Source organism: Paraburkholderia sp. (genome assembly GCF_035948235.1).
In the GTDB taxonomy this organism is placed as follows: domain Bacteria; phylum Pseudomonadota; class Gammaproteobacteria; order Burkholderiales; family Burkholderiaceae; genus Paraburkholderia.
The window spans coordinates 1-18,599 of the sequence record NZ_DASZJJ010000075.1; the positions used below are offsets into that span (position 1 = coordinate 1).

The 18,599-nt window shown below is 66.6% G+C and carries 15 protein-coding genes and 1 pseudogene; 10 read left to right on the forward strand and 6 right to left on the reverse strand.

Features of this window, described 5'->3' with window-relative positions; genetic code table 11:
- The 3 genes and pseudogenes from VG320_RS05500 to VG320_RS05510 all read left to right on the forward strand — a co-directional run.
- A pseudogene (locus VG320_RS05500) lies at positions 1–283 on the forward strand (hypothetical protein); the annotation flags it as partial.
- Complete coding sequence (locus VG320_RS05505) at positions 280–603, forward strand: AzlD domain-containing protein (protein WP_327199133.1); 324 nt, start codon at positions 280–282, stop codon at positions 601–603. The pseudogene VG320_RS05500 and the gene VG320_RS05505, both read left to right, overlap by 4 nt.
- A 166-nt stretch (positions 604–769) precedes the next feature.
- Positions 770–1,522: a DUF4088 family protein gene (locus VG320_RS05510; protein ID WP_327199134.1), complete on the forward strand. Its 753-nt coding sequence runs from the start codon at positions 770–772 to the stop codon at positions 1,520–1,522.
- 48 nt (positions 1,523–1,570) lie between these two features.
- Here the strand turns inward: VG320_RS05510 and VG320_RS05515 are convergent, their stop codons facing one another.
- Together VG320_RS05515 and VG320_RS05520 are read right to left on the reverse strand one after the other, a co-directional pair.
- Complete coding sequence (locus VG320_RS05515) at positions 1,571–3,781, reverse strand: ATP-dependent helicase (RefSeq protein WP_327199135.1); 2,211 nt, start codon at positions 3,779–3,781, stop codon at positions 1,571–1,573.
- Positions 3,782–3,973: 192 nt separating this feature from the next.
- Positions 3,974–4,387, reverse strand: coding sequence for a hypothetical protein (locus tag VG320_RS05520; protein WP_327199136.1), 414 nt, complete (start codon positions 4,385–4,387; stop codon positions 3,974–3,976).
- A gap of 319 nt (positions 4,388–4,706) precedes the next feature.
- Between VG320_RS05520 and VG320_RS05525 the strand changes: the two genes are divergently transcribed.
- From VG320_RS05525 to fumC, 5 genes are all read left to right on the forward strand, one after another.
- Positions 4,707–4,928, forward strand: a complete 222-nt coding sequence (locus VG320_RS05525) for an RNA-binding S4 domain-containing protein (RefSeq protein ID WP_027817334.1) — start codon at positions 4,707–4,709, stop codon at positions 4,926–4,928.
- 242 nt (positions 4,929–5,170) lie between these two features.
- The gene (locus VG320_RS05530) at positions 5,171–6,589 is read left to right on the forward strand and encodes an MATE family efflux transporter (RefSeq protein ID WP_327199137.1); all 1,419 of its coding nucleotides are present in this window, start codon (positions 5,171–5,173) and stop codon (positions 6,587–6,589) included.
- A 209-nt stretch (positions 6,590–6,798) separates the two neighbouring features.
- Positions 6,799–7,764, forward strand: coding sequence for a ketopantoate/pantoate/pantothenate transporter PanS (gene panS / locus VG320_RS05535; protein WP_327199138.1), 966 nt, complete (start codon positions 6,799–6,801; stop codon positions 7,762–7,764).
- Between the two features lie 174 nt (positions 7,765–7,938).
- Positions 7,939–9,603, forward strand: a complete 1,665-nt coding sequence (locus tag VG320_RS05540; protein ID WP_414695975.1) for a phospholipase D-like domain-containing protein — start codon at positions 7,939–7,941, stop codon at positions 9,601–9,603.
- 227 nt (positions 9,604–9,830) lie between these two features.
- On the forward strand, positions 9,831–11,210 hold the full coding sequence (gene fumC / locus VG320_RS05545; protein ID WP_327199139.1) for a class II fumarate hydratase: 1,380 nt from the start codon (positions 9,831–9,833) through the stop codon (positions 11,208–11,210).
- A gap of 98 nt (positions 11,211–11,308) precedes the next feature.
- Here the strand turns inward: fumC and VG320_RS05550 are convergent, their stop codons facing one another.
- The 3 genes from VG320_RS05550 to VG320_RS05560 all read right to left on the reverse strand — a co-directional run bounded on the left by VG320_RS05550 (position 11,309) and on the right by VG320_RS05560 (position 13,217).
- Positions 11,309–11,812 carry an acyl-CoA thioesterase gene (locus VG320_RS05550; RefSeq protein ID WP_321886687.1) on the reverse strand — a complete coding sequence of 168 codons (504 nt, stop codon included), beginning with the start codon at positions 11,810–11,812 and terminating at the stop codon, positions 11,309–11,311.
- Between the two features lie 140 nt (positions 11,813–11,952).
- A complete protein-coding gene (locus VG320_RS05555; RefSeq protein ID WP_327199140.1) occupies positions 11,953–12,972 on the reverse strand; it encodes a GlxA family transcriptional regulator in 1,020 nt (339 codons plus the stop codon).
- Between the two features lie 107 nt (positions 12,973–13,079).
- Positions 13,080–13,217 carry a hypothetical protein gene (locus VG320_RS05560; protein WP_327199141.1) on the reverse strand — a complete coding sequence of 46 codons (138 nt, stop codon included), beginning with the start codon at positions 13,215–13,217 and terminating at the stop codon, positions 13,080–13,082.
- A 207-nt stretch (positions 13,218–13,424) separates the two neighbouring features.
- On the opposite strand from VG320_RS05560, the gene VG320_RS05565 reads away from it, so the two are divergent.
- The gene (locus tag VG320_RS05565) at positions 13,425–14,132 is read left to right on the forward strand and encodes a helix-turn-helix transcriptional regulator (protein WP_327199144.1); all 708 of its coding nucleotides are present in this window, start codon (positions 13,425–13,427) and stop codon (positions 14,130–14,132) included.
- A gap of 235 nt (positions 14,133–14,367) precedes the next feature.
- A complete protein-coding gene (locus tag VG320_RS05570) occupies positions 14,368–16,896 on the forward strand; it encodes a DUF6600 domain-containing protein (protein ID WP_327199145.1) in 2,529 nt (842 codons plus the stop codon).
- Positions 16,897–16,992: 96 nt separating this feature from the next.
- On the opposite strand, the gene VG320_RS05575 is transcribed toward VG320_RS05570, so the two are convergent.
- The gene (locus VG320_RS05575) at positions 16,993–17,964 is read right to left on the reverse strand and encodes a thymidylate synthase (protein ID WP_327199142.1); all 972 of its coding nucleotides are present in this window, start codon (positions 17,962–17,964) and stop codon (positions 16,993–16,995) included.
- Between the last annotated feature and the right edge of the window lie 635 nt (positions 17,965–18,599).

Here is an 18,599-nt window from a genome sequence, read left to right on the forward strand (position 1 = left end):
GCCGCAACTCGTGGCGCTGCGCTATCTGGCCGCCGCCGTCACGGCCGGTGCGCTGGCGTTTTTCTGGCAGGCGTGGCCGTACAAGCTGGGGCTGCTTGGCGCGGTGCTGGTGGGCGTGGCGGTGGGCGTCGTGCTGTCGCGGCCGCGCAAGCCGATAGCCACCACCGCTGCCGAAGCCGATGCCGATGCCGCCGACATCGGCACACAGCCCGCGCACCGCCAGCCGCCACCGCCCCGGCACGAACAACACGAGCAACACGCGATTGCCGGAGGCCGCCAATGAACTACGTCGTCCTGATCCTGGGCATGGCCGCGATCACCCTGCTCGTGCGCACCGCCGTCTTCGTGCTGGGCGAGCGACTGGTGTTCCCGCCGCTCGTGCGCACGGCGCTTGGCTTCGTGCCGGTCACCGTGCTCACCGCGATCATCGTGCCGATGGCCGTTTCGCCGCACGGCCAGCACGCCGAGCTGAGCTGGCGCAATCCGCAACTGGTCGGCGCGCTGGCGGCAATCGCCGTGAGCGCGCTCACGAAGCGTCCGCTGCTCACCATCGCGGTGGGACTAGGCGTGTTCTTTCTCTGGCAAGGCGTGGTGCTGCGCTAAATCCTGTCATGCGGGTTTTCGAGGACAGACTCGGCCCGCGCCGCTCAAGTTTCGCCCCCATACGCCGTTAAACCGTCGAGGCCTGCTTTGGCGCCGTCTTGCCAACGCGGGCCAACGCAGACCAGGCAAACTCAGGCACCGCCAGGAATACACCGGGGCAACCACAATGGGGCACATCACCCTCAATCTCAAGGACGAAACGCTTGCGTCGCTGCGCAAGGATTTCGACGCGTTCCTGCGCGTCTCGCTCAAGCTCGACCCGCAATTTCTGACGCCGTCGTTTGAGGATTTCCTGCGCGCCAAGCTGCTCGACAACATGACGCCGCTCACCGAACAGGCGGTGCAGCGTCTGTTGCAGGGCGGCCAGTACGCGTGGGCCAAGCGCACGCTCGACAAGGAGTTTCCGGAAGTCGTGTCGATGCTGATGCGCCATGCGGGGGAATTCGGCTTCGGCTTCGCCTCGCGCGCCGAGTGGACGCCCGACGAGCTGGCCAAACAGTGCCGCGAATGGGCGGCGGCGATCGTGCACGAGGCGCAGGGCGAAGAAACGCTGATCGACCCGCTTGCCGCGCAGATCAAATCGGGCGTGGAGGACATTCAGGCGCTGGAGGAAAAGATGCAGACGCCTGCGTGGCGTCTCGCGGAATCGCTGCGCCAGCGCGTCTACGAAGCGAAAATCGGTTGCGAGCAGGCCACCGGCAGTCTCGCGCGTGAGCGTCTGGGCGAACTGCGCGGCCTGCTGCGCATGGGCATCACGCACGGCACCTTCCAGAAGCAGGAAGCGCAACAGATCATGGAATATCTGCGCCTGCTGAAACCGGAAATCTTCGTCGAAGAACCCGACGACGTCTTCACGCGCCTCGCCGCCTGGCTGCGCAACTTCTTCGTGCCGCCCGCGCCCAGAAACCAGCCGCGCTAAAACCTCTGCCTGCCTGACGCGGCCCACGTGGCCGCGTCCCCGCCTGCCTTACTCCCACATCTTGCGCAGTTTCGCGCCGATCTCGACCTTCGCGCGCGCCGCCGCGGCCAGCCCCGTCGCACTCGGCGCGCTCATCACGGGCGGCGGCGGCCACGCGCACGCCTCGAACAGCGGCAGCATCGGCGCGCCGATAAAGCGCGTGCGCGACGCCCAGACGTGCCGGTCGCCCGCCGCCGCCTGGTTGTGCACGTAGAAGCGCTGCGGCACGACGATGTGCAGGTCTTCCTTCGCGCGCGTCATCGCCACGTAGAGCAGGCGGCGTTCTTCTTCCAGTTCCTCGTCGCTGCCCGCGCCCAGATCGGACGGAATGCAACCGTCCACGCCATTGAGCACGAACACGTTGCGCCACTCCTGCCCCTTCGCGGAGTGGATCGTCGAGAGAATCAGATAGTCCTCGTCGAGCAGTGGATCGGCCGATTCGGCGCTGGTGGCGTCGGGCGGATCGAGCGTCAGTTCGGTCAGGAAACGCTCGCGCGAGGCGTAGGTGCTGGCGATGCTCTCCATCTGCAGCAGATCGGCCATACGCATCTGGGCGTCCTCGTGATTGCGCTCCAGATGCGGCTCGTACCAGCGGCGCACGCGCTCGAATTCGCCCGGCCAGGGCGTCGCGCGCGCGCCGATATTGTCGATCAGCGCGGTAAACGCTGGCCAGTCTTCGGCGGCGCGCGGCGGCGGTGCGAACGCGGCCAGCGCCTGCGCTGCACGGTATGCCCCCGTGCAGGCCGCGACCTGGTCGAGCAGCCGCGCGGCGGTGGCCGGCCCGACACCGGGCATCAACTGCGTCACGCGAAAACCCGCCACGCGGTCGAGCGGATTCTCGGCCCAGCGCAGTACGGCCAGTACGTCCTTCACATGCGCGGCGTCCAGAAAGCGCAGACCGCCGAATTTCACGAACGGAATGTTGCGGCGCGCGAGTTCGATTTCGAGCGTGGCGCTGTGGTGCGCGGCGCGAAACAGTACGGCCTGCTGCTTGAGCGTCATGCCGCCCTCGCGCGCCTCCAGAATCTGCTCGACCACATAGCGCGCCTGGGTGGCCTCATCGGCGACCGTCACCAGACGCGGTCGCTGCTGCGAAGCACGATCCGTCCAGAGATTCTTGGTGTAGCGCTCGGCGGCGGCGTCCATGACGGCATTCGACGCCGCGAGAATCGGCTCGGTCGAGCGGTAGTTGCGTTCGAGCGTCACCTGCCGGGCGGGTGGATCGAAATGCGCGGGGAAATCGAGGATGTTGCGTACCGTTGCGCCGCGAAACGAGTAAATTGCCTGCGCGTCGTCGCCTACGACCGTCAACCCGCGCCCATCCGGCTTGAGTGCGAGCAGGATCGACGCCTGCAGGCGATTGGTGTCCTGGTATTCGTCGACGAGAATGTGGTCGAAGCGCGCAGCAAGATCGGCGGCGATGACCGGTTCTGCCGACATATGCGCCCAATATAACAACAAATCGTCGTAATCGAGCACGTTCTGCTTTTGCTTGGCTTCCGTGTAGGCGGCAAATAGCGCGCGCAGCTGGGGCTCCCATTCGAGGCACCACGAGAACGAGCGCGCGAGCACGTTGGCCAGCGAATCGCCCGTATTGACCACGCGCGAGTAGATCGCCAGACACGTCGATTTAGCGGGAAATCGCTTCTCTTTCGCCGACAATCCCAACTCGTGGCGCACGAGATTCATCAGATCGGCGGAATCTTCGCGGTCGTTGATCGTAAACGCCGGCGACAGGCCGATCTGTTCCGCGTATTCGCGCAACAGGCGCGCGCCGACACCGTGGAACGTACCCGCCCAGGTGATCCCTTGCGCCAGCGTGGCCGCGACGCCCGAGACGCCCGCTGCAATGCGCGCAACCCGTCGCGTCATTTCCTGCGCCGCGCGGCGCGAGAACGTTAGCAGCAGGATGCGATGCGGATCGGCGCCGTTGACGACCAGATGAGCGACGCGATGCGCCAGCGTATTGGTCTTGCCGGAGCCCGCGCCGGCAATCACGAGCAGCGGCTCGGGCAACGTAGCGCCGGGCGCAAAGGCGTGCGGGCCGCCATGTTCCACGGCGGCGCGCTGGGCGTCGTTGAGCTTCGCGAGATAGGCCGCCACATCAGGCAGGCCCACGTCGGCTTGGGAAGAATCGGCGGTAGGAACGGTGGACACGGCGGTGGACACGGCGGCGAGGACAGGAGTAGATAGCGCGTCTTGAATGACGCGGCGACGCATACTGTATATCCATACACCTCACGCCCGCAAGCGCCGATCTTGCCGTGATCTGGCGATATTTATACGCGAACGTCGCGCGACGCCCCTCCTCGTCACCCAAAACAAAAACGGCGACGCCCGTTTCCGGACGCCGCCGCTGTTTGCGCCTGCTTTTGGCTCCTGCTTTCGCTCTTTGGAGAGCGTCTGCGAGCCTTACTGGGTCGTGCCGCTCTGCTGCTGCGCCGACTCGCCATTCATCTGATCCTTCATTTCGGAGTCATTGGCCTGACGGTCAGCCTTGCGGTTGATCTTGGCGTCCTTGACCTGCGACTTGTAATCGGACTTGGCCTGCTTCTTCGCGTCCTTGTACTCCGAGTTCGCCGACTTCTTGGCGCTGCGGTACTCGGCGCTTGCCTTGGCGTTGGCGTCGCGCTTCTGGACCAGCGGATCCGTCGAGGTCGGCGCGGTCAGATTCTGCGGCGCAGGCGCGGGCTGAGCGATGCCCGCTGCGGCAGGCGCCTGGCTGGGAGCGGCCGCCGGGGCATCAGTCTGGGCGAATGCGCCTTGCGCGAACAGCGCGGCGGTGGCGAGAGCGGTACCGGTAAGCAGCTTGCGAATTTGAGTCATGGCATATCCTCTTTTGCAGTAGTTCCGGGATCGGCGTCGCAACAGGCATGCCCGTCGCGGCGCGGTCCCGCTCGATGAAGCTGCCTCGCTATGGGTGGACGCGATGTTTTGCGTATCCAGGAGGCAGATCTCTCGGCTGGGGTAAATCCATTTTTGTCTGAGGAAGCCCGTGAAGTCCCGCAACGTTACTCACCGTTTCACTTTCTGACGATTTCATAACATCTGGCCCCAGACTGCCGCAGCGCCCGTGAGCCTGGGATCACTTATCATGCACACCCTTCGCGCGCCCGCGCGGCGCGCCCCTCATCCCTGATTTGCCATGCCCAATCTCGATTTCACTCTGACCGGCGACTACGTCGAACTCCACAACCTCCTGAAGATCACGGGCCTTGCCGACAGCGGCGGCTCGGCCAAAGTGATCGTCGCTTCCGGCGCGGTGAAGGTCGACGGCGAAGTCGAATTGCGCAAGACCTGCAAGATTCGCGCGGGGCAGTCGGTGCTGCTCGGCGATACGCGCATCGCCATTCACGAAGCGCAGTAGCCGGCGTCACCTGGTGCGTACCGCCGCAGCCCCATAAGCCCGCGAGAAGGAAACGAGACCGAAGCGAGACCGAAGCGAAAACGAACCGAGATCGAAACGCTTCCGAAAGCAAATGCACCATATAGGTGCTTTTTATCCGAAAGAAGCGTAACCTCGCATCAGGCTTTCAGCTCCAACAAGTACGCAACCGGTACGCAAACACAGGACACGCGGCGCGATGATTCGCGCCGCGTCTGCTTTTTATGACCCGCTCCACCGCCTCCACGCGCGCTAACGATCAACGCCGCGCTTTCGCCCCTCCCTCGCTGCGCCGCCACGCCGCCGATACCGCACGCCTCGCCGCGCCGCTCGCCATCGCCCAGCTCTCGCAAATGGCCATGAGCGTGACCGACACGGTGCTGCTCGGCTCGCTGGGCGCGGGCGCGCTCGCGGCCGGCGGACTCGGCGCGAATCTGTTCTTCGTGGTGGTGACGGTGCTGCAGGGCGTGCTGACCTCGGTGAGCGTGAGCGTCGCGCAGGCGCGCGGCGCCGACGATCTGCATCGCGTGCCGCACATCTACTGGACCGGTTTCGCGCTCTCGCTGCTGCTGGCCGTGCCTGCGTTCGCGCTGTTGTCGTTTGCCACGCCGCTGCTGCTCGCGCTCGGCGAGCCGTCCGCGCTCGCGCATCAGGTCGGCGAATACGCTGCCGTGCTGCGCTGGGGCGCGCCCGCCAGCCTGATCGGCGTGGGGCTGATGCGCTCGTTTCTGCCCGCCATCGGCGCGGCCAAACGGCTGCTCTGGGTGTCGATCGGCAGTGTGTTCTTCAACGGCTTTCTCAACTACGGGCTGATCCACGGCGTGTGGGGCCTGCCGCATCTGGGCTTTCTGGGCTCGGCGGCGGCCACGACGGTGACCATCTGGCTGACCACGCTATTGCTGATGGCGCTGCTGCATCTGCGGCCTTCGCACCAGCATTTCGTGGTCGCGCGCCGGCCCACCGCGCCGCTCATGAGCGAGCTGTTCACGATCGGCTGGCCGGTGGCGATCACCTTCGCGGTCGAGGCCACGCTCTTTCTCGCCACCGGCATCGTCATGGGCTTGCTCGGCTCGACGCCGCTGGCCGCGCATCAGATCGCCCTGAACGTGGCTTCGGTGATGTTCATGGTGCCGCTGTCGATCGGCCAGGCCGCCAACGTGCGGGTGGGCTACTGGATCGGCGCAGGCCAGCCGCGCGCGGCGCGCCATGCGGGCTTCGTCGCGCTGGCGCTGGGCGTGGGCTTCATGTCGATGTCGGCGCTGGTGATGGTGCTCGCACCGCACTGGATCGTCGGCCTCTATCTGCATCTGGACGATCCCGCCAACGCGCAGACCGTGGCGCTTGCGGCGTCGCTGCTGGGCGTGGCGGCGATCTTCCAGATCGTCGACGGCATGCAGACGGTCGGCTCGGGCTGCCTGCGCGGCCTCAAGGACACGCGCATTCCGATGCTGGCTGCGACGCTCGGCTACTGGGGCATAGGCTTTCCGTTCGGCTACGCGCTGGCGTTCCACTTCGGGCTGGGCGCGCTCGGGCTCTGGTGGGGACTCGCGGCGGGACTCGCGAGCGTGGCCGTACTCATGACGTGGCGCTTCCATCACATCAGCCGGCGCGCGCAGCGCGAAGCGGCCGCGCCACAGAGCTGACGCGCTCCGGCAGGCGCCCGGGCGCTTCTACGCGAACGGTTAAAATACGCGGCTGGCAAAGCCCGCGATCCGGGGGCGCCCGCCAGCCGTCCCACGAGGGCGCCATCAAGCAATACCGCACGACAGCACGCTGCGCCGGCCAACCCGGCCGCGCGCCGCCGTGCATCCAGAAAGCCCGAAACGCCCTCTTTCCCGGACCCTCACTGCCCATGCTCGCCCCGATCACCCGACTGTTCCCGCTCTGGGCCGTCCTCGTCTCGCTGTTCGCCTACTTCAATCCGGGCGTGGTCGCGCCAGTCACGCCGCATGTCACAACGCTGCTCACGATCATCATGCTGGCCATGGGCGTGACGCTCTCGTTCGCCGACTTCCAGCGCGTCTTTACGCGCCCCGCGCCCGTGCTGGCCGGCATCGTCCTGCACTATCTGGTGATGCCGCTGGCCGCATGGGCGATCGCCCACGCGCTGCACATGAGCCCCGACCTCACCGCCGGCATGGTGCTGGTCGGCAGCGTGGCGAGCGGCACGGCCTCGAACGTGATGATCTATCTGGCGCGCGGCGACGTGGCGCTGTCCGTGACGATCAGCGCGCTGTCCACGCTGGTGGGCGTGTTCGCCACGCCCCTGCTCACGCGCCTCTATGTGGACGCCTCGATCGTCGTCGATGTGCACGGCATGCTCATGAGCATCGTGCAGATCGTGGCGCTGCCGATCGTGGTCGGCCTGATCGTCAACCGCCTGGCGGGCCGCCTCGTGCGGCGCGTCGAGCCGGTGCTGCCGCTCGTGTCGATGGTGTCGATCCTCGCGATCATCGCCGCGGTGGTGGGCGGCACGCACGCGAGCATCGCCACGGTCGGGCCGATCGTGGCACTGGGCGTGGTGCTGCACAACGGCATCGGCCTGCTGGGCGGCTACTGGGGCGGCCGACTGCTAGGCTTCGACGAATCCGTGTGCCGCACGCTCGCGATCGAAGTGGGCATGCAGAACTCGGGCCTCGCCGCGACGCTCGGCAAGCTCTACTTCTCGCCGCTCGCGGCCTTGCCGGGCGCGCTGTTCTCGGTGTGGCACAACCTGTCGGGATCGCTGCTTGCTGGCTACTGGGCCGGCAAGCCCGCGCGCGGCAGCGAACGCGACGCCGACGAGGCGCGCGCCAGCGCGTCGTCTCCGCGCGCCTGAGCGCTCCAGCGGCATTCCAGCAGCGCTCGCGCAAAGCGCTCGCATTGCGGATCACGTTGCGCGGCTTGCCGATAGAATCGGTTAAAGACGGCGCAACGTAAGCGAACCACGCGAACTCGACCTGCGGACGAACGACAGGCGAAGGAACGGCGCCACACGCTCAGGAGAATCCGCTTGCTCGCCCCCACCGTTGCGCACGCGTCCCCCAGCCACCGCGCCGCGCGCCTCCATGCGCTGCGGCGCGCCTGCCTCGCCCTGGTGTGCGTCACGCTCGTCGCGGCCTGCGCCACGCGCCCGCCCGCGACCGACTACCCGCGCCAGACCAGCTCCGCCCTGCCCGCGTCCGACGCCAGCGCCACCGCGCTCGGCATCGCGCTGGCCGCTCCCGAAGCCGCGCATCCCGGCGAATCGGGCTTCCGGCTGCTGGCCACCGGTACCGACTCGCTGCAGATGCGCGTCGCGCTCGCGCGCGCGGCGACGAAGACGCTCGACATGCAGTACTACATCGCCAACGAGGACACGACCGGCAAACTGCTGCTGGGCGCGGCGCTGTACGCGGCCGATCGCGGCGTGCGCGTGCGCATGCTGGTGGACGACCTGAACTTCCACGACATCGACCGCCTGATGGCCGCGCTCAACAGCCATCCGAACATCCAGATCCGCGTGTTCAATCCGTATGGCAGCACGGGCGAATCGATGGTCCTGCGCACGCGCAACTTCTTCTCGAACGTCGATCAATTCACGCGCCGCATGCACAACAAGTCGACCATCGTCGACAACGAACTGGTGATCGTGGGCGGCCGCAATCTCGGCGACGAATACTTCAGCGCGAGCCCCACGCTGCAGTTCCGCGATCTCGACGTGGTGGGCGCGGGCCCGGTCGCGGCCAGCGTATCCGCGAGTTTCGACGAGTACTGGAACAGCAGCGTCTCGTATCCGCTAGCCGTGCTCAATCATCAGAAGTTCGACGCGCACGATCTCGACGCGGCGCGCGACGATCTACGCACGCACTGGCGCGAAACCGCCGATCCCTACAACGCGAAGCCGCTCAACGCCACGCCGCTCGCGCAGCAGATCACGCGCAACGAGCTGGGCCTGATCTGGGCGAAGTGGCAGTTCGTGGCCGATGCGCCGGGCAAGATCGGCGGCGCGGAACAAGGCGAGCTGGGCGACGCGATGCGCTCGCTGCTGGAACGCATCCGCGCGGCGAAGAGCAGCGTGCTGGTGTTCTCGCCTTACTTCGTGCCGCATGACGCAGGCGTGCAGGAACTCAGGAACCTCACCGCGCGCGGCGTACACGTGGCGATCCTGACGAATTCGCTTGCGGCCACCGACGCCGTCGCCGTGCAGGCCGGCTACAGCCCGTACCGCGTGCCGATGCTCCAGGCCGGCGTCGAACTCTACGAATTCAAGCCGACGCAGGCCGAGGGCACGCGCTCGCAGCGCTTCGGCATCACGGGTTCGCGTTCGCGCGCGAGCCTGCACGCCAAGGCCTACGTGATCGACGACAGCACGCTCGTGATCGGCTCGCTCAATCTCGATCCGCGCTCCGCGCGTCTGAACACGGAACTGGCGCTGACGATTGACAGCCAACCCATCGCGCACGAAGTGGCCGGTTATTTCGCGCACGCGACCTCGCCCGAGATCAGCTATCGCGTCACCCTCGCGACGCCCGAGCAGCTTGCGCAGCAGCGCGGCACGGCGACGAACTCGCCGCTCATCTGGACCGACGAGGAAAACGGCATGATCCGTACCTACAACCTCGATCCTGGTGCGGGTTTTTACCGGAATCTGCTAACCGGGCTATTCTTGCTGTTGCCGGTCGATAGCCAGTTGTAGTCCGCTGTAGCGCGCTGCCTTCGACCGAAGCAACCCGAAAGTCCGCCATCTAGCCAGATATCGCTCAGGCGTGCGCCCCTTCCACGGCGCGCATGCTGGCGCCGCCTCGCTGCGCCGCCGTCCAGCCACCTCGCGGACCCGACCCGTCACATGCGGCGCCGCGCCGAAACACCGGCGCCGCTTCACATCGGAGTGTCAACATGACCGCCAGCAATGAGAATGTCAGAATGGAACGCGACACGTTCGGCGAAATCGCCGTGCCGGCCGCGCAGCTATGGGGCGCGCAGACGCAGCGTTCCTTGCAGAACTTCCGCATCTCGACCGAAAAGCAGTCGCCCGAATTGATCACCGCACTCGCGTGGATCAAGCGCGCGGCTGCCGAGGTCAACCAGCAGCTCGGCGTGCTGGATGAGGCCAAGGCGCGCGCCATCGTGCAGGCCGCCGACGAAATCGTCGAAGGCAAGCACGCGGGCGAATTCCCGCTCGCGGTCTGGCAAACCGGCTCCGGCACGCAGACCAACATGAATCTCAACGAGGTGATCGCCAACCGCGCGAGCGAGATTCTGGGCGGCGAGCGCGGCGAGTCGCGCAAGATTCATCCGAACGACGATGTGAACCGTGGCCAGTCGTCCAACGACGTGTTCCCGACCGCCATGCACGTCGCGGTGGCGGTGGCCATCGTCAAGCATCTGGTGCCTGCGCTGAAGACGCTGCGCGAGACGCTCGCCGCCAAATCGCAGCAGTTCACCGGCATCGTCAAGATCGGCCGCACGCACCTGCAGGACGCCACGCCGCTCACGCTCGGCCAGGAGTTTTCGGGCTACGTCGCGCAGCTCGATCACGGCATCAAACATGTGGAATCGTCGCTGCCGCATCTCTATGAACTCGCGCAGGGCGGCACGGCGGTGGGCACGGGTCTGAACGCGCATCCGCAGTTCGCGCAGAAGGTGGCCGAAACCATCGCGAAACTCACGGGCGTGCCCTTCGTGACCGCGCCCAACAAGTTCGAAGTGATGGCCGCCGCCGACGCGCTGGTGTTCGCGCACGGCGCGCTCAAGACCGTGGCCGCCAGCCTCATGAAGATCGCCAACGACGTGCGCTGGCTCGCCAGCGGCCCGCGCTGCGGCCTGGGCGAACTGTCGATTCCCGAGAACGAACCGGGCAGCTCGATCATGCCGGGCAAGGTCAATCCTACGCAGTCCGAAGCAGTGACGATGCTGTGTTGCCAGGTGTTCGGCAACGATGTCGCCGTGAACATGGGCGGCGCGAGCGGCAACTTCGAACTCAACGTGTTCCGCCCGATGATCGCGCACAACGTGCTGCAATCGATCCGTCTGCTCGCGGACGGCGCGCTCTCCTTCAACGATCACTGCGCGGTGGGCATCGAGCCGAATCACGCGCGCATCGACACACTGCTCAACGAATCGCTGATGCTGGTGACGGCGCTCAATCCGCACATCGGCTACGACAAGGCCGCGCAGATTGCCAAGAAAGCGCACAAGGAAGGCACCACGCTCAAGGCCGCGGCGCTCGCGCTCGGCCATGTGACGGAGCAGCAGTTCGACGAATGGGTCAAGCCCGGCGAGATGGTGGGCAACGCGAAGTAACGTGGCCATAAAATGCCCTTGAAAAAGGGCTGAAATGCAAAACGGGCGGCAAGGATTCAATCCTCGCCGCCCGTTTTTTCATATGTGCCGCGACCGCGTCACACCTGCCCGCGCGCGACTTCTTCGGGCTTGAGATCGACAATCGCGTCGAGCGCTTCCTTCACGTCGAGCGCGTATTTCGCCAGGCGCTTCTGCTCGTCCGTTTCGGGCGTGAAAGTGGGCACCGGAATCGGATTGCCGTTTTCGTCGACGGCTACGAACACGATCAGGCAGTCGGTCGTCAGACGCAGCTGGCCGCTCTTGGGGTCGCCCGCATGCACGGTGATGTGGATGTGCATCGAGGTACGGCCCGTGGCCACCACGCGTGCGCGCAACTCGACCATGTTGCCGACCTGGATCGGCCGGCGAAAGCGGATATTGCCCACGCTCACCGTCACGCAGTAGCGGCCCGACCAGACCGCCGCGCAGGCGTAGGCGGTTTCGTCGATCCACTTCATCAGTGCGCCGCCGTGGACTTTGCCGCCGAAGTTCACCGAATTGGGCTCGGCGAGGAAACGGAATGTCGTTTCCGAACGGTCGAGAGGCTGCGAGGGCGTATTCATATCGGCTCCGGCTCGTGGGGTTGTGCGCGAGGCATCGTTATAGGTGCCGTCGATTATACGAGCGCAGCATGTCAATCACAGTGCCGTCCCCGCCGCCGCTTATGTGCCCGCTTATGTGCCCGCTTGTGCGCGCCGCGACCTCACGCATTCATCGCGGAGAAACGGGCGCGATAGTCGCCGGGCAGCACGCCGTAGCGCCGCTCGAACGCACGGCGCAGATTCTGCTCGGTGCCGAAACCGCAGTCGGCGGCGATGCGCTTGACCGGCAGGCGCGATTGCGCGAGCGCGTGCGCGGCGGCTTCGACACGCATCGCCGCGACCGTGCGCGCGGGCGTGCGCCCCACCGCTTCCACATAGCGCCGCGCGAAAGTGCGCGGGCTCATGCAGGCGGCGTGCGCCAGACGCTCGACGCTTAGCTCGACATGCAGGTTCGCGGCCATCCAGCCGTGCAGCGCGTCGAAAGCGCCGCCCGCCGCGCTCTGCGCCGCCAGCGCCTCGCTGAACTGCGCCTGGCCACCCGGGCGCTTCATGAACACGACGAGACGGCGCGCGGCCTGCATCGCCACGGCGTGGCCGCAATCCTCTTCGATCAGCGCGAGGGCGAGATCGATGCCCGCTGTCACGCCCGCCGAGGTCCAGACCGCGCGGCCGTCACGCTCGTCGCGGATGAAGATCGGTTCGTCGTCGACCTGAACTTGCGGGAAGCGCCGCGCGAGTTGCGCCGCGTTGCGCCAGTGCGTGGCCGCTCGGCGGCCGTCGAGCAGGCCCGCGGCCGCCAGATAGAACGCCCCCGTGCACACCGAGGCGACGCGCCGAGCGCGCGGCGCATGGGCGGCGATCCAGGCGACGAGTTCGGGTTGCAGCACGGTGTTGTCGTCGATCGGCACGCCGGGGACGATCAGCGTGTCGATGGTGGCGGCGTCGAGCGCGTCGAGCCGTTCGGCGACCACGGGCAGGCCCGCGAAGGTGGGCAGCACGCCGCCCTCGATCGAGGCGAACGTAACGCGGTACGCGCACGCGCTCGACGATTGCGGAGTCTGCGCGCGCAGCGTGAGTTCGGCGCGCCAGAATGCCTCGATGGGGCCGCAGGCGTCGAGCAGCACGAGATCGGGCGCGACCGCGAAAACAATGTGGCGAACGTGGGCAGTGTCGGCGGACATAGGGCGGCAAGCGTTCAAAAGCGGATCGCCCATGTTCGCACGCGCGAGGCTGGCAGTCTTGTCAATCTGCCATCAATTCCTGCCACACACGTATCTCGCACTGCGGACTACTTGTGATAGCTAATGCCTTCGTCGATCGTGCCGTACATGGTGATACCGCTTGCGCTGCTGCCTGATGGCGGCGTACCGCCGGCGCAGGCCGCGCAAAGCAGCGTGAGCGCTGCGAGGGCCAGAATGCGTTTCATGACTGCCTGTAGGTGCCTGTCTGCGACCAGAAAGAGGCCCATTCTAGCGCGGTGCCTGCTTGCCTCGCGGTTTCGAGGGCAGCGCACGCTCTGCGGCCCGCGCGCGACATTTCACGACAGATTGAAACGTCGAATGCTGCAGTTGGCTAAAGTGATGTCATGAGTCACCGCACCAGGCGTGCTGAATCCGGAGAGCCGACCATGTCCCTGCCCACCGCCGACGAATCCCTCCATTTCCCCGGCCTCGCCCGTGTAGCCGCCCTGCTCGCCGACCCGGGCCGCGCCGCCATGCTGTGGGCGCTGATGGACGGCAGCGCCCGTCCGGCGGGCGAGCTCACGCTGATCGCGGGGCTTTCGCCGTCGGCAGCCAGCGCCCACCTCGCGCGGCTCACCGATGGCGGCATGATCGCCGCCGAAGTGCGCGGGCGGCACCGCTACTTCCGTATCGCCACGCCAGAAATCGCCCAGACCATCGAAGCGCTCATGAACGTCGCCCACGCCACCGCGCCGGAGCGGCCCGTGACGCGCCCCGCGCGCACCGTGCCGCTGGAGATGCGCCACGCGCGCACCTGTTATGACCACATGGCGGGCGAAGTGGCGGTGCAGGTGTTCGAGCGGCTCGTCGATGGCGGACTGCTCACGCTCAAGGGCGACGATCTGGAAGCAACCCAGACCGGCGCGGCAAGGCTCGCGGAATGGGGCGTCGATCTTGGCGCACTGCGCGCGCGACGGCGGCGCTTCGCCTGCACCTGCCTCGACTGGAGCGAGCGGCGCCCGCACCTGGGCGGCGCGCTCGGCGCGGCGCTGCTCGAGCGCTTCACGTCGAACGGCTGGGTCGAACGCACGAGCCGCCCGCGCGTGCTGCGCATCACGCCGCTCGGGCAACGCGAATTCGACGCGTTCGTGCGGGTTTGAATCGTCGTCTTGAAGCGCGAATATCCTGACAAATAGCCGACAAATTCATTTAAACCACCCTCAAAACCCGGGTATCAGGTCGTCATCACACGTTCTGTTACAGATGGTGCATAAGCCTTAACAAATCCGCGAGCCCGGAAACACGGGCGACGGATACAGTGCCCTGCATGGCTTCGCGAAATTTCATCAGCGAGTCATGCTCTGCACCGCGCCGGAGAACTACACCGTGAAAACAATGACCAGATACGCGACCCAACTCGCGACCAACGACAGCCGCCACACCCTCACGCGCCGCACGCTCATCGCGGGCGCCGTGTTCGCCGCCTTCGCGTTCAACCTCGCCAGCACCGATGCGCTCGCACAGTCCGCGCCGCAAGCAGCACCGCAGTCCGCACCGGCAGGCGATCCGCCCTCGCGCGTCGCGCGCCTCGACTACATGGCCGGCGACGTCACCACCGAGCCGGCTGGTGCGACCGACTGGTCCTACGCCCAGCTGAACCGCCCGCTGACCACCGGCGACCAGTTGTGGAACGACAGCAACGCGCGCTCGGAAATGCACATCGGCTCGACGGCTGTGCGCATGGGCCCGCAAACGAGCCTCGACGTGCTCAACCTCGACGATTCGAGCGCGCAGCTCAAGGTCGCCCAGGGCACGCTGTCAACGCGCGTGCGCGCGCTGCCCGCCGGCAGTGCGTACGAAATCGATACTCCGAATCTCGCGCTCGGCCTGAACGGTCCGGGCGACTATCGCGTGGACGTCGCGCCCGACGGCAGCGCGACCACTGTGACCGTGCGCAGCGGCAGCGTGACCGTGTACGGCGAAAACGGCCAGATGCCGATGCAGGCCGGCCAGCAGATCCGCTTTACCGGCACCGCCCTGCAGCAGGTGGCGAGCGGCGCCGCTCCGCAGCCCGACGCCTTCGACCAGTGGGCGCTCACGCGCGACGAGGCCGAGGACCGCTCGGTATCGGCGCGTTATGTTTCGCGTGACATTCCCGGCTATCAGGATCTGGACGCCAACGGCACCTGGCGCGAAAGCCCGCAATACGGCGAGGTGTGGGTGCCGAATACGGAGCCGGCCGGCTGGGCGCCTTATCACGATGGTCACTGGGTCTGGCAAGCGCCCTGGGGCTGGACCTGGGTGGATGACGCGCCGTGGGGCTTCGCGCCTTACCACTATGGCCGCTGGGCCCAGGTCGACGATTCGTGGGCGTGGGTGCCGGGCCCGATGGTCGAGAGCGCCCCGCCCGTCTACGCACCGGCGCTCGTCGCCTTCGTGGGCGGCGGCGGTGGTTCCGACTGGGGCGTGAATCTGGCCATCGGCGGCGCGGCGGCGGCGGGCGTCGCCTGGTTTGCGCTCGGGCCGGGCGAAGCGTGGCATCCGGGCTGGGGCGGCTGGAGCCCGCACTACTATCAGCGCGTCAACCAGACGGTGGTTGTCAACAACTACCGCCAGAACGTCAACATCACGAACATCAACGTTCACAACACCTACGTCAACTACCGCGTGCCGGGCGCGGTCACGGCCGTTCCCGCGACCGCCTTCGTGCACGGCCAGCCGACCGCGCGCTTCGCGCAGCATGTCGATCCGCGCCAGTGGCAGAACGCGCGCATCCAGCCGGGCACGCCTGGCATCGCGCCGGTTCAGGGCAGCTTTGGAGCGAACATGCGTCGCGCCGACTATCGTCCGCCTGCCACGCTGAACCAGCGTCAGGTCGTGGCGACGCGCGCGCCGGTTGCGCCGCCCGCGTTCCATGACAACCTCGCGCAACGTTTTGCGCATGGCGGCGGCACGGTGCCGGGCGCGGGTGCGCCGGTCGTGCGCGTGTCGGCGCCCGCGCATGCGTCGTTCGCGCCGTTTTCGACGGCCTCGCATGGTGGCTGGCCGCAGCAGAATGTGCGCGTCGTCGCGCCTCGCTCGCCGGAAATCGGCGCGGCGGGACGTCCGGGCGGTGCACCGATGCAGAACGCGCCGCATGGTCCGAACGAGCCGATGGCCCAGCACGGCCAGCCGAACTTCGCACCGAACGCCAATGCCAACGCAATGGCGGCGGCCGGCCACGCTGCGGCCGGTGCGCAGCCGAACGAAGCCCACGGCGTGCCGCGCCCGCCGCAGTTCGCGGGCCATCCCGAAGGTGGTCAGCCGCAGGCGGCGATGAACGGCCGCCCGCAGGCCGCTCAGCCAGGCGAAGCGCATCAGCCCGAATGGACCCAGGCGCATACGCCGATGGCGATGCGCGGCCAGCCGGGCGCGAACGAAGCGGGCCGGGGGCAAGCGCTCGCGATGCAGCAGCCGCATGAGGCCGCGCCGCAGCGTGCGCCCGAGCGCGCCAACGAGCCGGTTGCGCAGCCCCAAGCTGCACAGGCGCAACACGGCTTCGAAGCCCAGAACCGTCCGGAGCAACGCGCGGAGCAGCGTCAGGAGCCACAACCCCAGGCGCATGCCGATGTCCGCCCGCAGCCGCAGGCCCAACAGCCGCGCGAGGAGTTCCACCCGCAACCGCAGCCACAAGCGCAAGCACAGCCGCGCGCCGAGCCCCGCCCGCAACCGCAGGCGCACGAGGAATTCCATCCGCAGCCGCAAGCCCAGCCGCGCCCGGAATCGCGTCCTGAGCCGCGCCCGCAACCCCAACCGCAGCCACGCGCGGAATTTCACCCGCAGCCGCAACCGCAGCCGCGCGCGGAACCGCACCCGCAGCCGCAACCCCAGCAGCACCCGCAGGAACACGCGGGCGGTAACCGCGACGATCACCACCGCGGCTAACGTAATCGCCGTCAACCCGAGCGGCTGGCGGCGCCAAAACAAAAGCCCGCGAACGTCACCGTTCGCGGGCTTTTTCCATCTGGCGCATCAGAAACGTTACACCGCCATTGGCGCCGTCAGCGGCTCGTGATGGCGGTAGCCGACCAGCGAGAAGTCCGACGGCTCGACCTTCTCCAGCCACTCAGGCTCATACACGCCCGTTTTCGCAAAATCCGGCACGCGATCGGCAATTTCCAGACGCGGGCTCTCGAACGGCTCGCGGCGCAGCTGCTCGTTGAGCATGTCGAGCTGGTTCTCGTAAATGTGCGCGTCGCCGATGAAATACGTGAACCAGCGCGGCGTATAGCCCGTCAGGCGCCCCACCAGCGACAGCAGCACTGCGCCTTCGGTCAGATTGAACGGCGTGCCCAGACCCACGTCATTGCTGCGGATGTACAGGCAGAGCGAAATTTCGCGCTTCGCCGGGTTCGGCAGGAACTGATAAAGCAGGTGGCAGGCAGGCAGCGCGATCTCTTCGAGCACGGCCGGGTTCCACGCATGAAACAGAATCCGACGGTCGGCGGGATTGTTCATGATGGTGTCGAGGCACTGGCGAAGCTGGTCGATCGCCTTGTAAAGCAGCACCTTCGGCTGGCCGTCCTCGCTGAATTCAGTCACGCGCGCGTAGCCGCGCGATTCGGCGTCAGCGATCTGCGCGCTTGCGCTGGCTTCGAGCACCTTGTAGGCGGGCCACTGGCGCCACTGCACGCCGTAGACGTCGCCCAGATCGTCCGTGCCCTGGCGGTACGGATTGGCGAGCCATTGGGCGTTGTCGTTGGCGTTGGCGTCCCAGACCTTGCAGCCGAGCGCGCGGAACTCCGCGGCGCTGCGCGAGGCGCGCATAAAGCCGATCAGCTCGCCCACGGCCGACTTGAACGCGAGCTTTTTGGTCGTGACGGCCGGGAAGCCCTGCTGCAGGTCGAAGCGCAGCATCGCACCGGGCATGCTGATCGTGCGGATGCCGGTGCGGTTTTCCTGCCAGCTGCCGGTGTCGAGGATCGAGCGGACGAGCTCGAGATACTGTTTCATGCGGAGTCCCTGAACGGGGCGCGAATGCCCCGTGCGGCTTCAAAAGCGAGATTCTATAGCAAGCGGGCGATTGCTGATCGAGGGCCATTTCGGCGTTGGGTGCGTTGCGCGAGCGGCGCCCGAAAGCAGGTGAAATTCCGCTAAAACGTGATTAACGCCTCGCAGGCGATGTTACGGAACACAAATTGGGAACATCACAATGTATGGGAACGTAACTTGCGCATTTTACCTGGCGCCCCTCAAAAAGCACGTTCAGACGGAAAATAATGCCGACGATTGCTGCGGCAATAATCGAGTGAAATCGGTAAAAAAACAAATCCAATACCGGACAAACCAGTACGGCCGCACAAATTTAAAAAGCCGTGAAATATTGCGTGGGAGTTAATCCGGAATCAATCCGGAATCGGCAGCGAGAAAGCACAGCGCAAGCGCACGGCACAAGCCTATTAAGGCTGCGCAGCGAATTGGCGTTTGGAAATAAAACTGGGGAAAGAACAGAAGAATGGGAAGTCGCGGACCAGGCGGCTCGCTCACGCGAGCCGCCACCCGCACGAACCTGCGCCCCCGCGCCAGCCCGCTTGCACCCCTGACACCCTCATGGCCTCTCTGGCTCTTCGTCAGCGCTGATAAAAGCG